Raw genomic sequence first — 18,764 nt, forward strand, 5'->3', positions numbered from 1 at the left:
CTTTATGTAAATTGTCTGATAGAATGTTTCGCCGAGGATAGTTCAAATTCATTTTAGCTGTTTTATTAACTTAAATTTGAAAAAGGAGCGGCAAATATGGATTCGCGAAGGTTCAAGCGTGGATTAATAAGGGGCAAAACAGCGGGAATTGCCTTCTTTGTAGTCTTCTCTGTTGTTCTGCTTGCGGGTATGAGCAGAGCGTCGGTTGACAGGCCGATAATGAGATTTCCCGATATTTACAAAGATACCGTTGTTTTTGTCTACGGTGAAGATATCTGGACGGTGCCGGCAGAGGGAGGCGTCGCGACAAGGATTACTATCAGCGACGGAATTGAACGGTTCCCGAAGTTCTCGCCCGACGGTTCGATGATAGCTTTTACAGGTCAGTATGACGGAAATACGGATGTATACGTGATGAACAGGCACGGGGGAGATATAACCCGCGTAACATATCATCCCGGTTATGACGAAGTTGTCGGCTGGCATTCCGTAAAGAACAAGATCATCTTTCGATCAGCAAGAAAAAGTTTCAGCAGGTTTTACCGCCTGTTTCTCATTTCCCCGGACGGGAGCAGCCTCGAAGAGATGATAATGCATGAAGCAGTTCAGGGGAGCTTTTCGCCGGACGGCGGCAAGATAGTCTATAACCGGGTTCCCAGGGAGTTCAGGACATGGAAACGGTATCAAGGCGGAACAGCTCAGGAGCTGTATATTTTTGATTTCGATAAGATGGAGGACAGGAAACTTACTGATTTTAAAGGGACCGACCGTATCCCGATGTGGATTGGAAACAGAATATATTTCAGTTCCGACCGTGACGGTGTGCTAAATATTTATTCGTGTGACCCGGCCGCGGGAGAGGAAAAGGTCAGGCAGATAACACACCATAAAGAGTACGACGTCCGCCGTCCCAGCAGCGGAAACGCGAATATCGTATATGAATTGGGCGGTACACTCAGAATACTCGATACCGCGACTGGTAAGTCGGAGGAAATCCCTGTTCAGATAAAAACGGATGTTCCCGAGGTCCGGCCTGCCGTGATTGAAGTTAAAGATAATATAACGAGTGTGGATTGTTCGCCCCGAGCCCGAAGAGCGCTTGTTACCGCCAGGGGCGAAGTCTTTACGGTACCCGCCAAGCACGGCCCCACGAGAAATCTGACATCAGATTCAGGCGCGCGGGACAGGGGAGCAGTCTGGTCTCCGGACGGAGAGAATATAGCTTATATTTCCGATAAGAGCGGAGAGTATGAAATTTATATTATCGACTCGCGGGGGAAAGAAGAGGCGGTTAAGCTCACTGAAAATAAGGATGGATACCGGCATTCACTGCTCTGGTCCCCCGACGGAGAGAAGATTGCCTTCGCCGATCAGACCCTCGCGTTCTACTATATTGACATCGAAAAGGGCGGAGTGACTTTAGTCGACAGAGCGGAATATGAAAACGTGGATGTGGCTCTGAACAATAAGCCGATTCATGACTTCTGCTGGTCGCCTGACAGCAAGTATATCGCGTACTCAAAGATGACCAAAGACCAGATCTACCAGGTTTATATCTATTCTCTGGAAAATGACAGGATTCACACCGCGAGCAGCGGGATATTCAACGATTTCGGTCCGGTATTCTCAGAAGACGGAGAGCGTCTCTTCTTTGTGTCCAACAGAAGGTTCGATCCAACGTTCTGTGATTTTGAATGGGAGATGGTATATAAAAAGGCGGCGGCCATCTGCTGTCTTACTCTGGAAAAGGGCGATGATCCGCTCTTAAATTTCAGAAGTGACGAAGTAGGGAAAGAGGAAGAAGAAGAGGACGAAGATGGCGAAGAATCTGAAGTTGAAATAGATTTTGAAGGCCTTCCCGAGAGGATCGAAATGCTTCCCCTCGAGCGCGGCAACTACCGCGAGCTTTCATGCGGTAAATCTTCGATTTTTTATCTTAACAAAGAAGAAGGGGATTTTAACCACTTCGAATTCAGAGCGATAGGTCCGCGCGATCTTGTCAGGTTCTCTTTCGAGGACCGTAAAGAGACAACGGTGATCGAGAATATTGACAGCTACAGGCTTTCCGCCGACGGCAGTAATATTGTTTATAAGAAGGGAAAAAGTGTAGGTATAATAAGTTCCGGCGCGGAAAATTCAAAGGGAGAGGAGCTTGATCTTTCCGGTCTCAAAATGCGGCTCGACCCTATCGCGGAATGGAAACAGATATTCTATGAAGCGTGGAGAATGGAACGCGATTTCTACTATGAACCGGGAATGCACGGTGTTGACTGGGACGCGATGAAGATAAAGTACGGGAAACTCCTGCCGCGTCTCTCCTGCAGACAGGATATCGGTTATCTTGTTGGTGAATTGATAGGTGAACTGAATACATCTCATACTTATGAGTTTGGAGGCGATCACAGAAGAAGTGCGGAGAAGATGAATGTCGGCATGCTCGGTGTTGACTGGGAAGTTGACAAAGGGGAAGGCCGCTACCGTTTTTCGAAGATTTACCGGGTTTCCGACTGGACGAGGAATATTCTGCCTCCGCTGGCGAGGCCCCGAGTCAATGTTAATGAAGGTGATTACCTTATCAGAGTAAACGGCATTAATGTCACCGCGGAAAATAATATATACAGTTATTTCCAGGGCCTCGCCTCAGAGCAGGTGACTATCGAGGTTTCTAAGCGTCCTGACGGTAGAGGTTCGCGCGAGTATACGGTTAAACCCGTCCGGGGAGAACAAACGCTGCGCTATCTCGACTGGGTGGAACACAATAGAATGATTGCCTGGGAAGAGTCCGGCGGAGAAATAGGGTATATCCATCTTCCAGACACATACCTCGGATCAGCCAGGGAATTTCCAAAGTATTTCTATTCTCAGACGAGGAAGAAAGGGCTGATCGTTGACGGCAGATTTAACGCGGGCGGTCTCAATCCCGCCATCTTCTTGAGGCGGCTAAGGAGAAGTCCTTTGACATACTGGACCAGAAGATATTCTCATGACCAGACCTCTCCCTCCGTGGCGACAAGAGCTCACATGGTCTGCCTTACGAACAAGCAGGCCGGCTCGGGCGGCGACGAGCTTCCTATGGAATTTCAAATGACCGGTATGGGGCCGGTTATAGGCACCCGCACGTGGGGCGGTCTTGTGGGAGTTTCAATGTGGATAAGTATGATCGACGGAGGCGGTATTTCCGCTCCTGATTACAGGATCTACGACAGAGACGGCAGATGGATTGTAGAAAATGAAGGGATAACCCCCGATATAACTGTTGACCTCGATCCGGTGGAAGTATCCGAGGGATATGACGCTCAGCTGATGAAGGCTATTGAGGTTCTTAAAGCGAAAATCGAGAACGAACCGAGGCCCTGGCCTAAACACGAGGCTTATCCTGTAGATAAGTTTATGAAGTAAAACGGCCACTTCTTTATCGGTTGATAAATAAAATTGTGATTAGCCCAACAGGCCCCGGGAAATTTAAATTCCGGGGCCTGTACTTAATTAATGCTTTTTATAAACAGAACCTTTCTTAAAATCCCGAAAATGGTTGCGGAGAGCCCCCGAGGATATTATATGAATATTAGTTCATAAAATGAATATATGTTCATTTCTAGAATGACCCTTGCTGATGATTTGTAAGATAAGCATGGGTTTTGCTTAAGAGGCAGCTTGGATGAAAAGAGATAATATTAAAGAAAAACGCTTGATACGGAAGAAAGAACGCCACCGTATGAACCGCGGAATGATTATAACAAGCGCGGTAAAGATGTTCGCGAAATACGGCTATGGCGGAACAACTATGAAGGTAATAGCGGACAACGCGGGCGTTTCTGTTGGAATGATCTACAATTACTACAGGAGCAAAAGGGATCTCTTTAAGAATATAATGAGGTATCAGCTGCAGCAGCTTGAACTTAAAAGTGAAAAATGCTCCAATAAGACCGATCCTCCACTTAAGCGTATCCGCTGCAAGATAAGAGCGACATTCGAGCATTTTGATGAAAACCGTGATTTCATGCTGATTTACCAGAATGAAAATCCCGTTAATATGGACGGGGAAATTAATGAAAAGATAAAAAAATACCGTGAAGAACTTTCAGCTCTTCTTTCTGAAGCTGTCCGGATTGGAGATATTGTTATTGATAAAAGTGATAATATCGGACTTGTAGCGGCCATGATAATTGGAGCTGTAGATCATATGATAGATGAATATGTTTCACGCGGCGAATCAATTTCAGTTGATGAAATGCTGGAGCTTCTCGACAGAATAATACTAAGACCGCTGGAGGGAAGAGAACCAGATCTTTTAAGAGGTGGTAGATAAGATGAAGATAAGATTCAGTCAATATACTATGAAGATTCTTCTTGTATTAATCGCCGGCCTGCAGTTTTCAGTATCGGAAGGAGTCTCAGCCCGTAAGCCGACTTCTTCGGCAGACACAATGTTAACAGAGGATCTTTTAACCGGAAAGAACGCTGAGGCTAATAAGAATTCTGATTACGGCCCTGTTGAGGGAGAAAACGATCTGAATGGAAAGTCAATTAATCTCACTCTCGAGGATGCCCTGCGCCTTGCTTTGACCAATGACGAAACCCTTAAAGAGGCCCGTCAGGAGATAAAAGCAGCGAGAGCGGATCTTCTTTCCGCCAAGGCGCAGCGGCTGCCCCATCTGGATATAGCGGGGCAATACGGCAGAAATATCCAAAAGCCCGCGTTTTTCCTTCCGGAGGCCTTTCAGACTGCTATGAACGCTCCTGCCAGGGTTGAAATGGGCAGCGACAACGATTTTACCTGCGCCGCCACTCTTACTCTGAATCTCTGGACAGCAGGGAGGGTTTCTTCGGCAATTGAGGCTTCGAGCCAGGCCGCGGAAGCGATGCGGTACCAGCAGGAGGCAGTCGAGAAGTTGACCTCCTATAGAGTGAAGGAGGCCTATTATAACGTTCTCCTTGCCGAAAAAAGGGTTCGTATTGCCGAAAAGGCTCTTTCGATGACTCTGGAAGCGGCGAGAATTGCGAGGGTCGGGTATGAGAGGGGTTCTGTCAGCAGATTCGACAAAATGAGGGCTGAAACAGAACTTGCCAACAGAAAGGCTCCACTGGCAATCCGGCAAAATAATCTCAGACAGAAAATGATAATATTAAAGAAACGATGCGGACTTGATTATTCAACAGGGATAACCCTGGCGGATACCCTGGCGGCAACGGGAAGTATTCCGGGGATTAATTATCTGCTCAGAGTTACGCTTGAAAGCAGTCCGGAGATAAAGGCTCTAAGACACAGGATGAACGCCGGTAAATATAACCTGAGTATGAGAAAGGCCCAGAGATGGCCGATGCTGCAGGTTTCAGCCAACTACGCCTTTCAGAGCCAGTGGTCGGAAGATTATTTTCCCGGGAAGGATCATATCGCGCGAAGCTCAGCGGTAACGCTTGGATTCAGTATTCCGATATTCGACGGGTTCAGAACAGAAGGGGAGATAAAGAAAGCTCGGGCGAAGCTTCGTGTATCGGAGCTTGAACTTGAAAAGACTGTGAGAGATAAGGAAACGGCCGTCCGTAATGCCCGGCTGGGACTCGAGAGCGCGCGAAGTTCTCTCGAGGGATGCAGAGAAGCGGTGAAACTCTCAGAGGAAGCCCACCGCATAGCTCTTCTGCGACTTGAGAATGGAATGGCAACTCTGCTGGAAAGACTGGATTCTGAATTGGCTATGACAAGAGCGAGGGCTCAGCTCGCCGAAGCGCTTTATTCTTGTAACATCGCGGAAGCATTACTGGAACTTTCTGTAGGCAGGAAAGTTACTCCAGAGTTCTTACAAAATAGACAAAAAGGAGATAGCAGATGACTGATTCAAAGGGAAAGAAGAAGATCTTTATTATCGTTCTCGCAGGTGTGGTGGTGATAGCGCTTTTTGCCTATAGATTCTGGACTCTGGATGCTGATGAAGAACCTTCCGGGATTGCTTATATACAGGAAAAAGAAGGGATGCCCGTAGAGGTTATAACCGCGGGGAGGGGGGCTGTTGAAGTTTGGAGCACGCTGACAGGAACGGTTGAAGGCAAGCTTCAATATCCGATTGTTTCTACAAACACACTTGAGGTTGTAGAAGTGTTAAAAAGGGAGAATGAAAGGGTAAAGGCGGGAGAGCTTGTAATTCGACTGGACAGGGACGCTCCCAACCCGATGCTGCACTCCTACAGGAGGTCAAAAGCCGTTTACGAAAATGCCTTGAATGAAGCTGAAAGGATGGAAGCACTATATAATGAAGGGGCTGTTTCGAAACGGGATCTGGAAAAAGTTCAAACGGCATTGGAAGTAGCAAGGTCCGACCTTGAGAACGCGGCCTCCAGTGTGGGACTCGTTGCCTCTTATTCAGGAATAATAACGAGTATTAACGTGAGAAAAGGCGAGATGGCTGTATCCGGGGAAGTTCTGGCCCGGGTCGCCAGAACCGACAGCGTCATAGTTACGCTGAAAGCGGGAAGCCGGCAGGCCGCTTCACTTGAAAGAGGACAGAAGGCGGTATGGAAATCAAGGTATAATAAAGATCGTATCGAAGGGGAATTGACAAAACTCGATCTCTCCGCTGATCCGCGAACCCATCTCGTCGGTGGGGAGGCCGTATTCGCCAATCCTGAGGGAAGGCTTATTCCCGGGTTGCTTGTCTCTATTGAAGTTCAGACAGTTGATAAGAGAGATATACTGAATATACCCGCTGATTGCCTCATAGAGGGTGATGATGGATATTCCGTTTTTGTAGTTGAAGAAAACCCGAATGATGCTGCAAGAGCGCGGCTAAGGAGAGTTAAAGTCGGTGTTATAACTCCCGAAGCGGCGGAGATCACTTCCGGTATAACAGAGGGAGAAACTGTAGTTATTTTCGGGCAAAGCGATCTGGATGACAAAGATAGCGTGAAAATAGTTGGCGGCTGGGAGGATAGATAAGGATGAATATTATAAGAGTTTTCGTACGCAGGCCTGTGCTTACAACTATGGTGCTTCTCCTTCTCACTGTACTGGGGTTCTATTCCTATCAGCGTCTCGCTGTTGAGCTTATGCCGAGAATTGATGTTCCGGTTGTAGTTGTTACCACCGTATATCCGGGAGCTTCTCCCGCTGATGTTGAAAGCGAAATAACAAAGAAGATCGAAGATGAGGTTTCCACAATAGCCAACGTTGATAACCTGACTTCAACTTCAATGGAAAATCTCTCGCAGGTCATAATTGAATTCGACCTTGAGACCGACGTTGATATGAACGCTATTGATGTTAAGGACAAGGTCGATGCGATACAGCCTCAGCTGCCCGAAGATGCCGAGGAATCGGTTATCAGTAAATTTGATATTGCTTCAACGCCCGTAATGGAACTTGCCGTCTCGGGTCCCCGTGATCTGGCCGAACTTTATCGTATCGCGGATAATGTCGTAAAAGAACGCCTGAGCCGTATCGGCGGAGTAGCGGATGTCGGGATAACGGGAAAGCGGCAGCGTGAAATCCGTGTGGTCGCAGATCCGGAAAGACTTAAGGCTTATGATCTCAGTCTGTTGGATATTCTGGGTGTCGTTGCCTCATATAATCTCAACGCTCCTCTGGGACGTATCACAAGGGGCGCCAGCGAAACAAGTATCAGATTGACGGGAGAGGTGGCAAGCCCGGCGGAGCTGGCTGAATTCAGAATCCCTCTTCCCTCGGGCGGGTCGCTACCGCTCTCGGAAGTAGCCGTTATCAAAGATACGACAGAGGAAGCGAGGGAATTTTCCTCATACAACGGTCAGCCCGTAATAGGAGTTTCGATAAATAAGAGGTCTGACGGTAATACAGTAAAGATCGGCGGTGAAGTGCGGGAAGCTGTTGAAGGTCTGAAAGCTGAATTACCGCCGGATGTCAAGGTGCATATAACAAACGATCTTTCTCTTTTTGTCTCCGACGCAGTACAGGATGTGCTTAAAAATATAATGCTCGGGATTCTTCTTACTTCCATCCTGCTTTTTATATTCCTTCATAACTGGAGACAGACACTTATCGCGGTGGTATCGATGCCCGTTTCCGTTATAGCGACATTTCTTTTAATTGAATCCTCGGGGTTCACGGTAAATGTAATGTCGCTTCTCGCTCTCGGGGTGTCAGTGGGTGTTCTCGTAACTAATTCGATTGTAGTTATAGAGAATATAACCCGCTTTGTTCATGACGGAATGGATCCTCATGAAGCGGCTGAGAGGGGGACGGCTGAGGTGGCTATAGCGGTTCTGGCCTCCACTCTGACAAATATAGTAGTGTTCACTCCGATAGCCTTTATGAGCGGGATTATAGGACGTGTTTTTCTTCAGTTCGGAATGACGGTTGTATATGCCACGGTATTTTCACTTGTGATCTGTTTTACGATGGTCCCCATGCTGGCTGCAAGGCTTCTCAGGCCCAAGAAAACGGTTATGAAAAAGGAGAATTTAACATTTGCCCTGCGTATCGGGCGGAAATGGGATCACTTCTACGAAAGGCTGTCCGCCGGATACCGCGGAATTCTTTCAGGTGTTCTGGCTCACCGGGGCTGGCTCTCGCTCGCGACCGCCGCGCTTCTGGCCTTTGCCATTTATCTTTTCACATTTATAGGAGGCGAATTTATGCCCCCGATAGATCAGAACATGGTAACGGTCAGAATGAAGCTTCCGGCTGGAACCAGCCTGGAAAGAACAACAGAACTGACCGGAAGAATTGAGAAGAGAATGCTTGAGTTTCCTGAAGTTCAAGGGGTTATGATCAAGGCGGGGGGCGGGCAGAGGGGTGTGGAAGACGCGTATATAGTAGTCCGGCTGGTAAAGGGAGAAGAGAGGGAAAGGTCGGCCCAAGAGCTTATGGGTGTTATGAGATCAAGGCTCGCCGATATCCCGGACGCCGACATCAGTCTCTCGTCGAGCGGTGAAGGCGGTGGTCCCGGTGGGGCGGACCTGGTTATGCAGGTGCTTTCCTCCGACAGTGAAAAGCTCAACAGGGCGGGATCTAAGGTTTTTGATATATTGAATTCCATCGAGGGTCTTGTTGAGGTACAGACCAGCAGGGAGGAGGGTAAACCGGAGATTGCCATTTCACCCATGAGAGCTCAGCTGGCGGAACGCGGCATAACATCCGCTGCTCTGGCGAGAACTCTAAGAACTGCCTACGAAGGTTCTGAGGCCGGAGTGTACAGAGAAAAGGGGGAGGAATTTGATATTGTTGTACGTATGGGAAAAGAAGAGAGAACGCTCCTGGCTAATCTCGAGAACTTTCCCGTTCTTTCCACCCGCGGCTCGGCAGTTCCTCTCTCCGAGCTGGGAAATTTTCAGAAAAAGAGCGGAGACGCGGCGATCCTTCACAGAGATAAAAGACGTATGATAGAGATAACGGCGAATATAGCTTCCGGCTCTCTCAGTGAAGCGCGCGGGAAGATAGATTCAAGGCTGGCCGATGCGGAATTACCCGGGGGTGTTACCGTTCAGTACGGAGGTAACGCTGAAATTCAGGATGAATCTTTCGAGGCTATTTTCGAAGCCCTGATTCTGGCGATTATTCTCGTCTATATTGTGATGGCGGCGATTCTCGAAAGTTTTGTTCATCCCTTCACGGTGATGATAACGCTGCCTCTAGGTCTAATCGGTGTCGCGTCGGCCCTTTTCTTTTCAGGGCAGACTATAAATATTATGTCTCTTATGGCTGTTGTGATGCTTGTGGGTATAGTTGTAAACAATGCCATCCTGATTCTGGACTACACATCCAGGTTGCGTAAGAAAGGGATTCAAAGAGATGAGGCGCTTCTGGCTGGAAGCACCACAAGACTGAGGCCGATTATTATAGCTAATCTTGCTATCGCCGTGGGGATGATTCCGCAGGCGGCGGGAGGCGCGGGAGCCGAATACCGGACGCCCATGGCCGTTGTTCTGATAGGGGGAGTCCTCGTTGCCGCTCTGTTTACACTTTTTGTTATACCGGCCGCGTATACTCTGATAGACAAACTGTCGATAGAGAGTGGGAATTGACCTTTGATGCCTACCCCCGTTTTCATGCTCGGCAAATATATTAATTTTACCGCTATATTTAGGGTTGACATAAAAGGCGGTTTTGTGCTATTATTCTAATTGTCGAGTAAGTAAATTCGAAGGAACTTCAACGAGCCGCGGAAACAAAGAAGATGGTGTAAGGAGGCGCCTTGTTCCGTGAAAGTAAAAGAGGTCCCAAACCTTTTTGGTTTAGGAGGTTAGAAAGATGATCAAAGGAAAAGTATTACTTTTCGCTTTGTTACTGGTATTCGCGACATCCTTATCTGCTGGCGTGGTTGATGACTGTGAGAGTGTAGTGTCGCTTAGCATTGGCACTACAGGTTATTATCGGATTTGTCCCGCTGGCGATTTTGAGGATATGGGTGATGATTCCGGTTTTCATATCAATGTGGTTGCTAATGATGCCAGTGGAAACGGTGTCCCTAACATCCCGGTGACAGATTACTGGCTTGACGCCTGTGACGGCGCTCAGGCTCTTTATCTCTGTGCTGGTGCTGTAACTGCCGATTCGATGACAAATGAAAATGGTGAAACCACAATTTCCGACGCTGTATCGGGAGGCGGTTGTATTACGTCAGGTGGAGTCTATGTCGCAATTCAGAATAACCAAGTTCTGGAAGCGCCCGGCTGCACAGATCCGATTTGTCTCGACATGGAAATCAAGAGTCCGGATTTGGATACAAATGGATCAGTTACCTTATCTGACTATGGAGTTTTCGGAGCGGCTTATGGTTCATCGGACGGAGACGCAAACTGGAACGAATGCTGTGACTTCAATTGGGATGGAAGCATAAGTTTAACTGATTTTGGATACTTTGGTGGTCATTACCAGCATGTATGCCAGTAGTAGGAGAATTAATTCAAAACCTTCAATTAAGAACATCTTATGAATTGCTGGAAACTTGAAGGAGTTAGATGAAAATGAAAAAACTATTATTTATGGTGTTAGCACTTTTCCTTGTAGTTGGTTCAGCTTCGGCCGACAGCTACATAGGGATGTTCAATAACACCACGAGTCATGACGGCCCTGAGGACAGTAGAGTAACTGTCGCCCAGAATGAGCCCTATACCGTCTATCTGATGGTAGATGCTGATTGGGAGGGATTTACATCCTGGGAACTGAAGATGGACAAACATTCAGGAGACTTTTTAGCAGGTGTAACCTATGAAGATCCTGACGCTCTTGTACTTGGCAGTCCTTTTGATTATGAGGGTTGGGCTGTAACTAACCCGAACTCCTGCTGGTACGGCTGGAATCTTGTATGCACCATAGATATGGTCTATGCTGGAGAAGGCGCTCACATAATAGAGATGCTGCCTTGGAACCTGCAGCCGTATCCAAAATATTTAAACTGCGCGGGCGAAGAGTTGCCTTTGAAGGTAATCGGTCCGTTTGGTGTAAACATGGATGTAGTCCCAGCCGGCGAATCCAGTTGGGGAGCTGTAAAGTCTATGTACAAGTAATGTAGACTGTTGAAGTTGGTTTGTGGCTGGATGTTAGAGAAAATCGTCCAGCCACCGAGCCGGCGCCCGGGGGATTAACCCCCGATAAATTGTTTGATTGTTTTTTGCGTTTTTTAAGGAGAAGCGAAAAATGAAGAAAGTATTAATGATTACCTTAGCGCTCATGCTTGTTGCCGGAACTGTTTCCGCAGCTTGTGATTTTGGATTGTTCGTTTCGGATAGTCCGCCCTATACCGAAGCAGATTGTTCAGTTACAGTAGGTGACTATCAACCTTACACTTTCTACGTAATGATAAATGCAACAGCGGATACACCCTTTGCCGGTTTTGAGTGTAAAGTGAACAACCACGGCTCAAGTGATTTTGTTGGTACGTCTACTCAACCTAATGGCGGACTTTTCATGAACACGATCTTTGATGCCACAGGTTGGGCTGCATCTGGTTTTGCCTGCCTGACAGGCTGGAATGCTGTTTATATTCAGGAAATGACTTATAATCCAGCTACCGGTCCTCATATGATTACTGTTGAGGCTTGGACTGGACAACCAACCCCGTTATACATCTATTGTGAGGGTCCAGATTTCATTGAGGATCCTTTGGGTATCGTCACAGAGTTTGGTGTCAACATGGATGGTGTTCCTGCTGATGAATCAAGCTGGGGCGCTGTAAAGTCGATGTATAAGTAAGCAAGTTTTACAAAAGCAGGTATATCGCTGACGGAAAGTGATATAATCTGATTTAAAGGGGATTCGCAGATAGCGGATCCCCTTTTTTTGTTCACCTTCACTCTTTAACTTATTCGGCGTGAAAAGATACCCTACTGTTTTAATAGTGATTTTATTAATTATTTTTCTAAAAAAATATAGAAAGAACCAAAAAGAGAGAACGGTTATTTATCTTGATTTGTAATAATATTTAAGTTACAATTATTATAACCGTTTATTTAGATTAACCGTCCCCCTGTTTATAATTTATTTAAACCGCTAAGTAGAGGAAGTTCTCTTGAAACCTGAAAAATCTATACGCAGACTTCTGAATTCCTCAGGTTTATTTGTTGCTTCGATTTTACTCTTTTTATCAGCCGCGAGCCGGCTTCAGGGCAATGTGGAGAATGTTAAAAGAGCTGAAAAAACAATTTCATTTGAAATTGTGATTGATAAACCGGATATAATACCTGACGGCGATGGAAGGGTAAGGATAAGACTGGATGGGTACGGAACATTTTCCCCGCCGGGGGCGGCTGAAGTTCCGGGGAGGATATTCAATATAGCTGTACCGGAAAGCGGCGATGTCTCTTTCAGCGCCGCTGTATTAGAAAGGGATGATCTCGGTGATATAAGACTGGCTAGGAAGATGGGCAGCCGTCTTGTAAAGGGGAAAGAGAACACGGATTTAACAGAGACCTATCTACCCAAACGCGATCCCTGGGAGAAGAAGGGGCTTCTTCCAGTAGTATCAGCCTGCCGAGAAGAGTTTTTCGGGCGTGTGAGAGTCCTGCCGGTGAGAGTAAGTCCCGTGGAGAAAAGAGCGGGTGGATACTCGATAGCGAGAAAAATTCTGATAAAAGTTAATTTCAGAAGCGAAAGCACATTATTAGGTTTTAACGGGCCTCAAAAGACAAGCTTGTCTAAGGCATGGCGAGATATATATGAAAGGGTATTGATAAATCCCGCTGACGCGGTACTCTTCGCAAAAGAGCCGGACAGGATAAAGATACAAAATCTGCCGAACGGCGACTCGAGAGCCGTTAAGCTTTCTATACCCGAAACGGGGTTGTACATTCTGGAAGCTGACAGGCTCGCCTCTTCAGCGGGCGGAGGGCCCTTTGCTTCCAATCAGTTCGCTCTGAAAAGATATTACTATGATGAGTCTGAGCCGGATCTGACACGCGAAGTTGATATACCGATGAGAATTATCAAGGGGGATGAGTCTTCTGAAAATTACTTCGAGGCGGACGATAAACTTATTTTTCACGCGGCGGGGATTCGGGATGATCCCGCCGCAGGAGACATTAATGCCGCGTTTACCGATACGCATATTGTATGGCTCAGAGAAGGTGAAGCCGGCGTGACTATGACAGGCGGAGGTGGCCTGTCGCCCGCTTCCGGCCCCCCGGAACCGTACTTTAATTCAGAAATAAATGTAAGGAAGGATACATATTATCATAAGCATATAAAAGCGGGAGCTGTGGATTTCTATTTTGTATCTTCTCCCGGACTAAACGATATTTCAGTTCCGTTTTACTGCAGTCATCCGCATGATAACGGAACTTTCAGTCTAACCGCGAGAATGCGGGGGTATGAAACTAACGGGATCAAATTATTGGATTTCAAAATAAGTAATTCATCTCATACCGCTCTGATTGGAAGCGGAGACCTCATTGATAACAACCAGGAGACCTTTATCTTTGAGTCTATACCTTCGAGTCTGCTGGTAGATGGAGATAATCAGCTGATTGTAGAATACAATAAGGAATACGGGTGTATGGTTAATGATTTCTCCGTTGAATATCCGGCCGGATTTATAGCCGGGGAAGATGTGCTTCAGTTTAATCTGTCGGGAACGGGCGGGACTAAATCTGTTGAAATAGAGGGGTTCGATTCTTCCAGCGGTTACCTGATCGATATAACTGATGAATCAAATATTAGTTTCGACACACTGGGAGCTGAGCTTTTCAGCGGTCCCGGCGGCGACGGTAAATACACGCTCTCTCTTGAACTTCCATCGGATATTGACAGAAGATATATCGCCCTCGGGGAAAACGGCGGCAACCTCATTCCGGAAGAGTCGATAGAACTTGACAGCCCCTCATCTCTCAGGGGTGAGGTGGGTCCTTTTAATACACTTGTAATATCTCACAGTGATTTTCTGCCTCCTTCTAGTTCGGCCCTTACCAGTCATGTCCGGTGGAGGGAAGATCAGGGATACAGGATACTGACTGCCGATGTTCAGGACATATATGATGAATTTAATGGAGGGCTCCCCTCGTGCGTAGCTGTTAAGAGATTCATAAAGTACGGATTTATCCATTGGGGAGTAGAGTTCGTTATGCTGGTCGGAGACGCGAGCGAGGATCATAAACGCCTCTATCTTGGAGATTCTCCTGATACCCAGGGAAGTCCCCCGGACTATGTTCCGTCTTATACATTCTCTATGCGTATGGATTCCCCCGGTTATCAGGATGAAGTTATTGCGACTGATAAGTATTATTCTTTTCTCGATGATGGAGCCTCGCCCGTTGGAGGCATGCAAGGAGAACAAGAGACGGTAATAGACGCTCTGTCAGGAGAGGTGAGTGACATAAGAATGCCCGCCGTAGCGTATCCCGATGTTTTTATAGGACGGCTCCCCGTGGGGAGTGACATAGAAGCGGCCGGGGTATTTTCAAAACTAAAGAGGTATGAAGATCCTACGCTGGAGAATTCATGGAGAAAGAATGTTATCTTATTCGCCGATGACGCCTGGTCCGGGCCCGCAAGTTCTTATGTGTACAGATCCAGCGAGGAGGCGTTTGCTTCGAGTATGGATTCTGTATCAGCCGGAATAGAAAGGACCTTTCCGGGAGGCGTAAATGTCGAAAAACTCTATCTTTCCAAATGGACGGAGGATATTACGAATTTCGATGAGGCAAGAGACTCGACAAGAAAATATTTTACTCCATATCTTATAGACCGCCTGAACGCAGGGAGTTTGTTTTTCGGTTTCCAGGGACACGCGGGAAGAGATAACTTAACTCATGAATTTGGTTTTTCGATGAGAGTGATGTACAGGGACGTGAATGATCTTTTCAGTTATAAGAACAGCATATTTTTAGGGATGGGCTGCCATATAAGTGAATTTGCTCGCCTCAAAGAGTATAGTCAATCGGGAGTAAGCGGTCCCGGAGGCGACTGCATAAGTGAACAGATGATCCTCAAAGTCACGTCGGGAGCGGCCGCGGCCTATGCCAGCACAGCCTATGAGGATCTGAGGAAGAATAACGAGTTGTGCGAGAATATTTTTGATGTTGTTTTTTCTGATCCGCCCACAGACACAGTCCCGCCTTTAAATGAAGAGACGCGCGCCAGATGGATACTCGGTGAGCTGGTGACCGCGGCGGAAATAGCCCATATAAACAGAACATCCTACGGCCTGGAACAGACAAACAGACACGTTCTATTCGGTGACCCAATGATGAACATTGATTCCGGCCCGCCTCTTATGAATCTGGAAATCGATTACGGGAAAGGGTGGAAAGAGGTGGGGGGGGATACGCTTAATCCGGTAAATCCCGGCAACAGGTGGGATTTTCGTTTTACCGCGAGGGACCTTACGGCTCTGGGGGGGGTCAAACTGACTGTTGAAGGCTCTGACTGGACAGACAGTCTTGTTGTTACTCCGCTTGAAGACATTTCTCTGACATACGCCAGATCCTACGATGCCAGACTTGACAGCTTTTCTGTCGGTCTGGAAGATGAATCGGTCGTTTTCAGAGTTCTCTCGCCCGGGGGGAATGAAGCCGGCCGCAGAGACTTTTTTATAGGGACAGTTTTAAAGCTTTACTATATTCGAAACGGGGTTGAAGTAGAAGTGCTTCCAGCCGCTGAAGCTCCGAGCGAGGGCGATTTCAGACTGAAAGCTGATTTCCCTGTTTCAGTGGTAACTTCTCCCGAAGTGCGCCTGGATGATTCTGAATATAATGATATTGTCTGGGACGAGACAGGTGAGGATTCAACTGTATGGACCGGGGATTTTAATGTGTCGTTTGCAGGAGGGAATCATTCTATTACGGTAGTATCCGGAGAATTTTCCAAAGATTATCTGTTTACTGTTTCCGGAGGCGAATTGGCGGTAGAGACATTCAATTTCCCCAACCCGTTTACTTCCGGCACCAATATCACTTTTCTTATAAACGGTTCCGCCGACAGCGGTAAGATAGAGATATATAATGTAAGCGGAATATTGATGGAAAGACTGGAGATTCCCTCTGATAGGCTTTCCAGCCCCTCTAATTCTTCTGTTTACTGGGATGGAACCGATAGGGCGGGCAGCAGGGTTGCCAACGGGACTTATGTATATGTTGTTACGATTAAAAAATCGGGTAAATCGGTATCCAGAAAAGGTAAAATTGTGAAGATGGAATAAATCTATCCGACCTCCAAAAATTCTTTCTTGAACAATATATAAAATAATTGGATAATGTAATTAGTAGTTACTATTTCTTTGGAGGTCCGGCTAATGGATAATATCAATAAAATAAGAGAATTTAGTTCCAAGCTCATTGTAGGGATTGAGACGGGAAGTATCCCGGAGCGTCTTGCCGCCGTCGCGGCTGAAGTAAAGGGTCACGGGGACAGCACAGTATTGAACCTTATATATTACACAAAGCGTTCTTTCCCCGAGGACCTTCAGAAAATGCTTTTGAATGTCGTAAATGGTCATGAAATTGGGGCTGAAGAGAAAGCCGGTATCAATTTTCTAGTTTTACATCATCTTGCCTCTTTATACAGGGAGCTTCTCGATGAAGCCGGCCTGGAAAGAAAAGACGTCAATCTTGTCGGTTTGAAATGTATGGAAATAGCCGATGATCTGTTCCCAAAAGATCCGGCAGCTTTCAGCGGTATAATAGATAGAATTGTTGCGAGCCATTTCACAATAGATATTGAAGGAAAGAGTGAATCCCTGACTGTTGGAGAGACGATTCTAAAAGAACTTGTTACTGAAATGATAGATAAACTGGAGTTGGATACAGACGCTCGTGAAGCGGTAGGAGTAGCTCTTCTGGCGAATGAGGCCCTCTACTATGAAAAAGTTGGAGCATCTGTGAGAAGCGGAGGTGATTCGGGAGAAGTTTCACCGGGGGTTAATATTTCCAGAGGAGTGGGAACGGACCGGGGAGAAGGGAAAACTGTCCTTAACGGTAAGTTCTTCTTTCCTTATTAATACAGAGATTTGTAATTTCTAAGTAATCCTTAATGAAATTCAAGAGGAAGTTATAGATGAACAGATTCTTAAAGGGTAGTTGCCTGTTTGTCATTATTTCGGCTTTACTTTTTGAGTCATGCGCCAGAGATCAGATCAGATACAGACCCCAAGAGGGAGTTGAACCGGTTGTTTCCGGCGCTCCGCTTGTGAGAGTTCTCATAATCAGTAACACGGATAAGGCCAGGATTAACTCGAAAGGATTGTTCTTCTCGGCGGTCAGTGGGGCTGGTGGAGTAATAAAAAAATTCGAAGGAGGAGGGGAATACGCCTTTAGAGGCGGCAGGGGGTATATCCGGTTGATAAGGAATGGCGCTGTTGTATTTTCCGCGGAAAAATTCATTGTCAGTTCCCGGGGAGGGAAAATCCTTGTTAACGGAAATCCTTACAGGGGAAGTTTGCGGATAGACAGCCGGGGAGACAAAGAATTTTCAGTAATAAATATTATAGGAGTTGATAATTATCTGAAAGGTGTCTTGCCGGCAGAAATAGGTTATCTCGGCGAAGAAGCTTATGAGGCCTATAGAGCGCAAGCTGTAGTATCGCGGTCTTACGCTCTAAGTAAGCTGAATAAAACGAAAGAGAAAGATCACGATCTGAAAGCAACTATTATGGATCAGGTTTACAGGGGTATGGCGGGTGAAACCTCCAGGGCAAATAGAGCCGTCGAGGAGACTACCGGTTTAGCGGCTGTATGGAATGGTAAACCGATCAAGGCCTATTATTCTTCCTGTTGCGGAGGACACACGGCGGATATCAGATTCGCGTGGCCGTGGAAAGAAGATTTTCCATACCTTTACGGAGTGAGAGACGGGCGTTCGAATGAAAGTGAAATATCTTTCTGCCGGCAATCTTCCCATTTCCGCTGGAGGGTAAGCTGGCGGGAAGATAAATTAGAGAGGATACTCAGCCGTACCCTTGAGAAAGAGGTGGACAGGAGAATAATTCCCTTCAGAAAAATAGTTGATCTTAAGGCTGGAGGTTTTGCTCCCGACGGCAGATTAAAATATCTTGATATTATAACTGACAAGGACAGATACCGTATTTACGGTGACCGTATCCGCTGGGTTCTAAGGCCTGCATCCCCAGAAGGCGCCATCTTAAAAAGCACGTTGTTTAAATTAAGTGTCAGGAAGGAAAGGGGAAGGGTTGTTCTGGTAGAGATACTCGGCGGTGGAAATGGGCACGGAGTAGGGATGTGTCAAACGGGCGCGATAAAAATGGCGAAACTCGGTTACAACGCCGGGGAGATCATTTCACATTATTATCCACGCGTTGAAGTAGAAAAGATTTATTAAATAATTATGATACAATTCCCGAAGGAAA

Annotated in this window: 11 protein-coding genes; all 11 read left to right on the forward strand. The window is 46.7% G+C overall.

The genetic code is table 11. The annotated features are described in order from the left end of the window. The first annotated feature begins 96 nt into the window (after window positions 1–96). A complete protein-coding gene (locus tag U5O15_00915) occupies window positions 97–3,399 on the forward strand; it encodes a S41 family peptidase (protein ID MDZ7859225.1) in 3,303 nt (1,100 codons plus the stop codon). A 259-nt stretch (window positions 3,400–3,658) separates the two neighbouring features. Continuing rightward, entirely contained in the window at window positions 3,659–4,309 is a 651-nt protein-coding gene (locus U5O15_00920; protein ID MDZ7859226.1) for a TetR/AcrR family transcriptional regulator, read from the forward strand. 1 nt (window position 4,310) lies between these two features. After that, a complete protein-coding gene (locus tag U5O15_00925; protein ID MDZ7859227.1) occupies window positions 4,311–5,831 on the forward strand; it encodes a TolC family protein in 1,521 nt (506 codons plus the stop codon). Next, a complete protein-coding gene (locus U5O15_00930) occupies window positions 5,828–6,931 on the forward strand; it encodes an efflux RND transporter periplasmic adaptor subunit (GenBank protein ID MDZ7859228.1) in 1,104 nt (367 codons plus the stop codon). The genes U5O15_00925 and U5O15_00930 overlap by 4 nt, the downstream gene beginning before the upstream one ends. Before the next feature lie 2 nt (window positions 6,932–6,933). Next, the gene (locus tag U5O15_00935) at window positions 6,934–9,993 is read left to right on the forward strand and encodes an efflux RND transporter permease subunit (protein ID MDZ7859229.1); all 3,060 of its coding nucleotides are present in this window, start codon (window positions 6,934–6,936) and stop codon (window positions 9,991–9,993) included. 316 nt (window positions 9,994–10,309) lie between these two features. Next, window positions 10,310–10,861 carry a hypothetical protein gene (locus U5O15_00940; GenBank protein MDZ7859230.1) on the forward strand — a complete coding sequence of 184 codons (552 nt, stop codon included), beginning with the start codon at window positions 10,310–10,312 and terminating at the stop codon, window positions 10,859–10,861. A gap of 74 nt (window positions 10,862–10,935) precedes the next feature. Further along, on the forward strand, window positions 10,936–11,478 hold the full coding sequence (locus U5O15_00945) for a hypothetical protein (GenBank protein MDZ7859231.1): 543 nt from the start codon (window positions 10,936–10,938) through the stop codon (window positions 11,476–11,478). Between the two features lie 130 nt (window positions 11,479–11,608). After that, the gene (locus U5O15_00950; protein MDZ7859232.1) at window positions 11,609–12,163 is read left to right on the forward strand and encodes a hypothetical protein; all 555 of its coding nucleotides are present in this window, start codon (window positions 11,609–11,611) and stop codon (window positions 12,161–12,163) included. 316 nt (window positions 12,164–12,479) lie between these two features. Further along, window positions 12,480–16,601: a C25 family cysteine peptidase gene (locus tag U5O15_00955; protein MDZ7859233.1), complete on the forward strand. Its 4,122-nt coding sequence runs from the start codon at window positions 12,480–12,482 to the stop codon at window positions 16,599–16,601. A 93-nt stretch (window positions 16,602–16,694) separates the two neighbouring features. Then, complete coding sequence (locus U5O15_00960) at window positions 16,695–17,399, forward strand: hypothetical protein (GenBank protein MDZ7859234.1); 705 nt, start codon at window positions 16,695–16,697, stop codon at window positions 17,397–17,399. 56 nt (window positions 17,400–17,455) lie between these two features. Beyond that, window positions 17,456–18,736 carry a SpoIID/LytB domain-containing protein gene (locus tag U5O15_00965; protein MDZ7859235.1) on the forward strand — a complete coding sequence of 427 codons (1,281 nt, stop codon included), beginning with the start codon at window positions 17,456–17,458 and terminating at the stop codon, window positions 18,734–18,736. The last annotated feature ends 28 nt before the right edge of the window (window positions 18,737–18,764 follow it).

The sequence above is a fragment of the Candidatus Krumholzibacteriota bacterium genome (genome assembly GCA_034520215.1).
Taxonomy (GTDB): domain Bacteria; phylum Krumholzibacteriota; class Krumholzibacteriia; order Krumholzibacteriales; family WJIX01; genus JAGHBT01.

What these genes read in the sequence shown, in the direction of transcription:
- U5O15_00925 (MDZ7859227.1), top strand. Translation starts at nt 4,311, where the DNA reads ATGAAGATAAGATTCAGTCAATATACTATGAAGATTCTTCTTGTATTA.
- U5O15_00950 (MDZ7859232.1), top strand. Translation starts at nt 11,609, where the DNA reads ATGAAGAAAGTATTAATGATTACCTTAGCGCTCATGCTTGTTGCCGGA.
- U5O15_00920 (MDZ7859226.1), top strand. Translation starts at nt 3,659, where the DNA reads ATGAAAAGAGATAATATTAAAGAAAAACGCTTGATACGGAAGAAAGAA.
- U5O15_00935 (MDZ7859229.1), top strand. Translation starts at nt 6,934, where the DNA reads ATGAATATTATAAGAGTTTTCGTACGCAGGCCTGTGCTTACAACTATG.
- U5O15_00965 (MDZ7859235.1), top strand. Translation starts at nt 17,456, where the DNA reads ATGAACAGATTCTTAAAGGGTAGTTGCCTGTTTGTCATTATTTCGGCT.
- U5O15_00915 (MDZ7859225.1), top strand. Translation starts at nt 97, where the DNA reads ATGGATTCGCGAAGGTTCAAGCGTGGATTAATAAGGGGCAAAACAGCG.
- U5O15_00960 (MDZ7859234.1), top strand. Translation starts at nt 16,695, where the DNA reads ATGGATAATATCAATAAAATAAGAGAATTTAGTTCCAAGCTCATTGTA.
- U5O15_00930 (MDZ7859228.1), top strand. Translation starts at nt 5,828, where the DNA reads ATGACTGATTCAAAGGGAAAGAAGAAGATCTTTATTATCGTTCTCGCA.
- U5O15_00945 (MDZ7859231.1), top strand. Translation starts at nt 10,936, where the DNA reads ATGAAAAAACTATTATTTATGGTGTTAGCACTTTTCCTTGTAGTTGGT.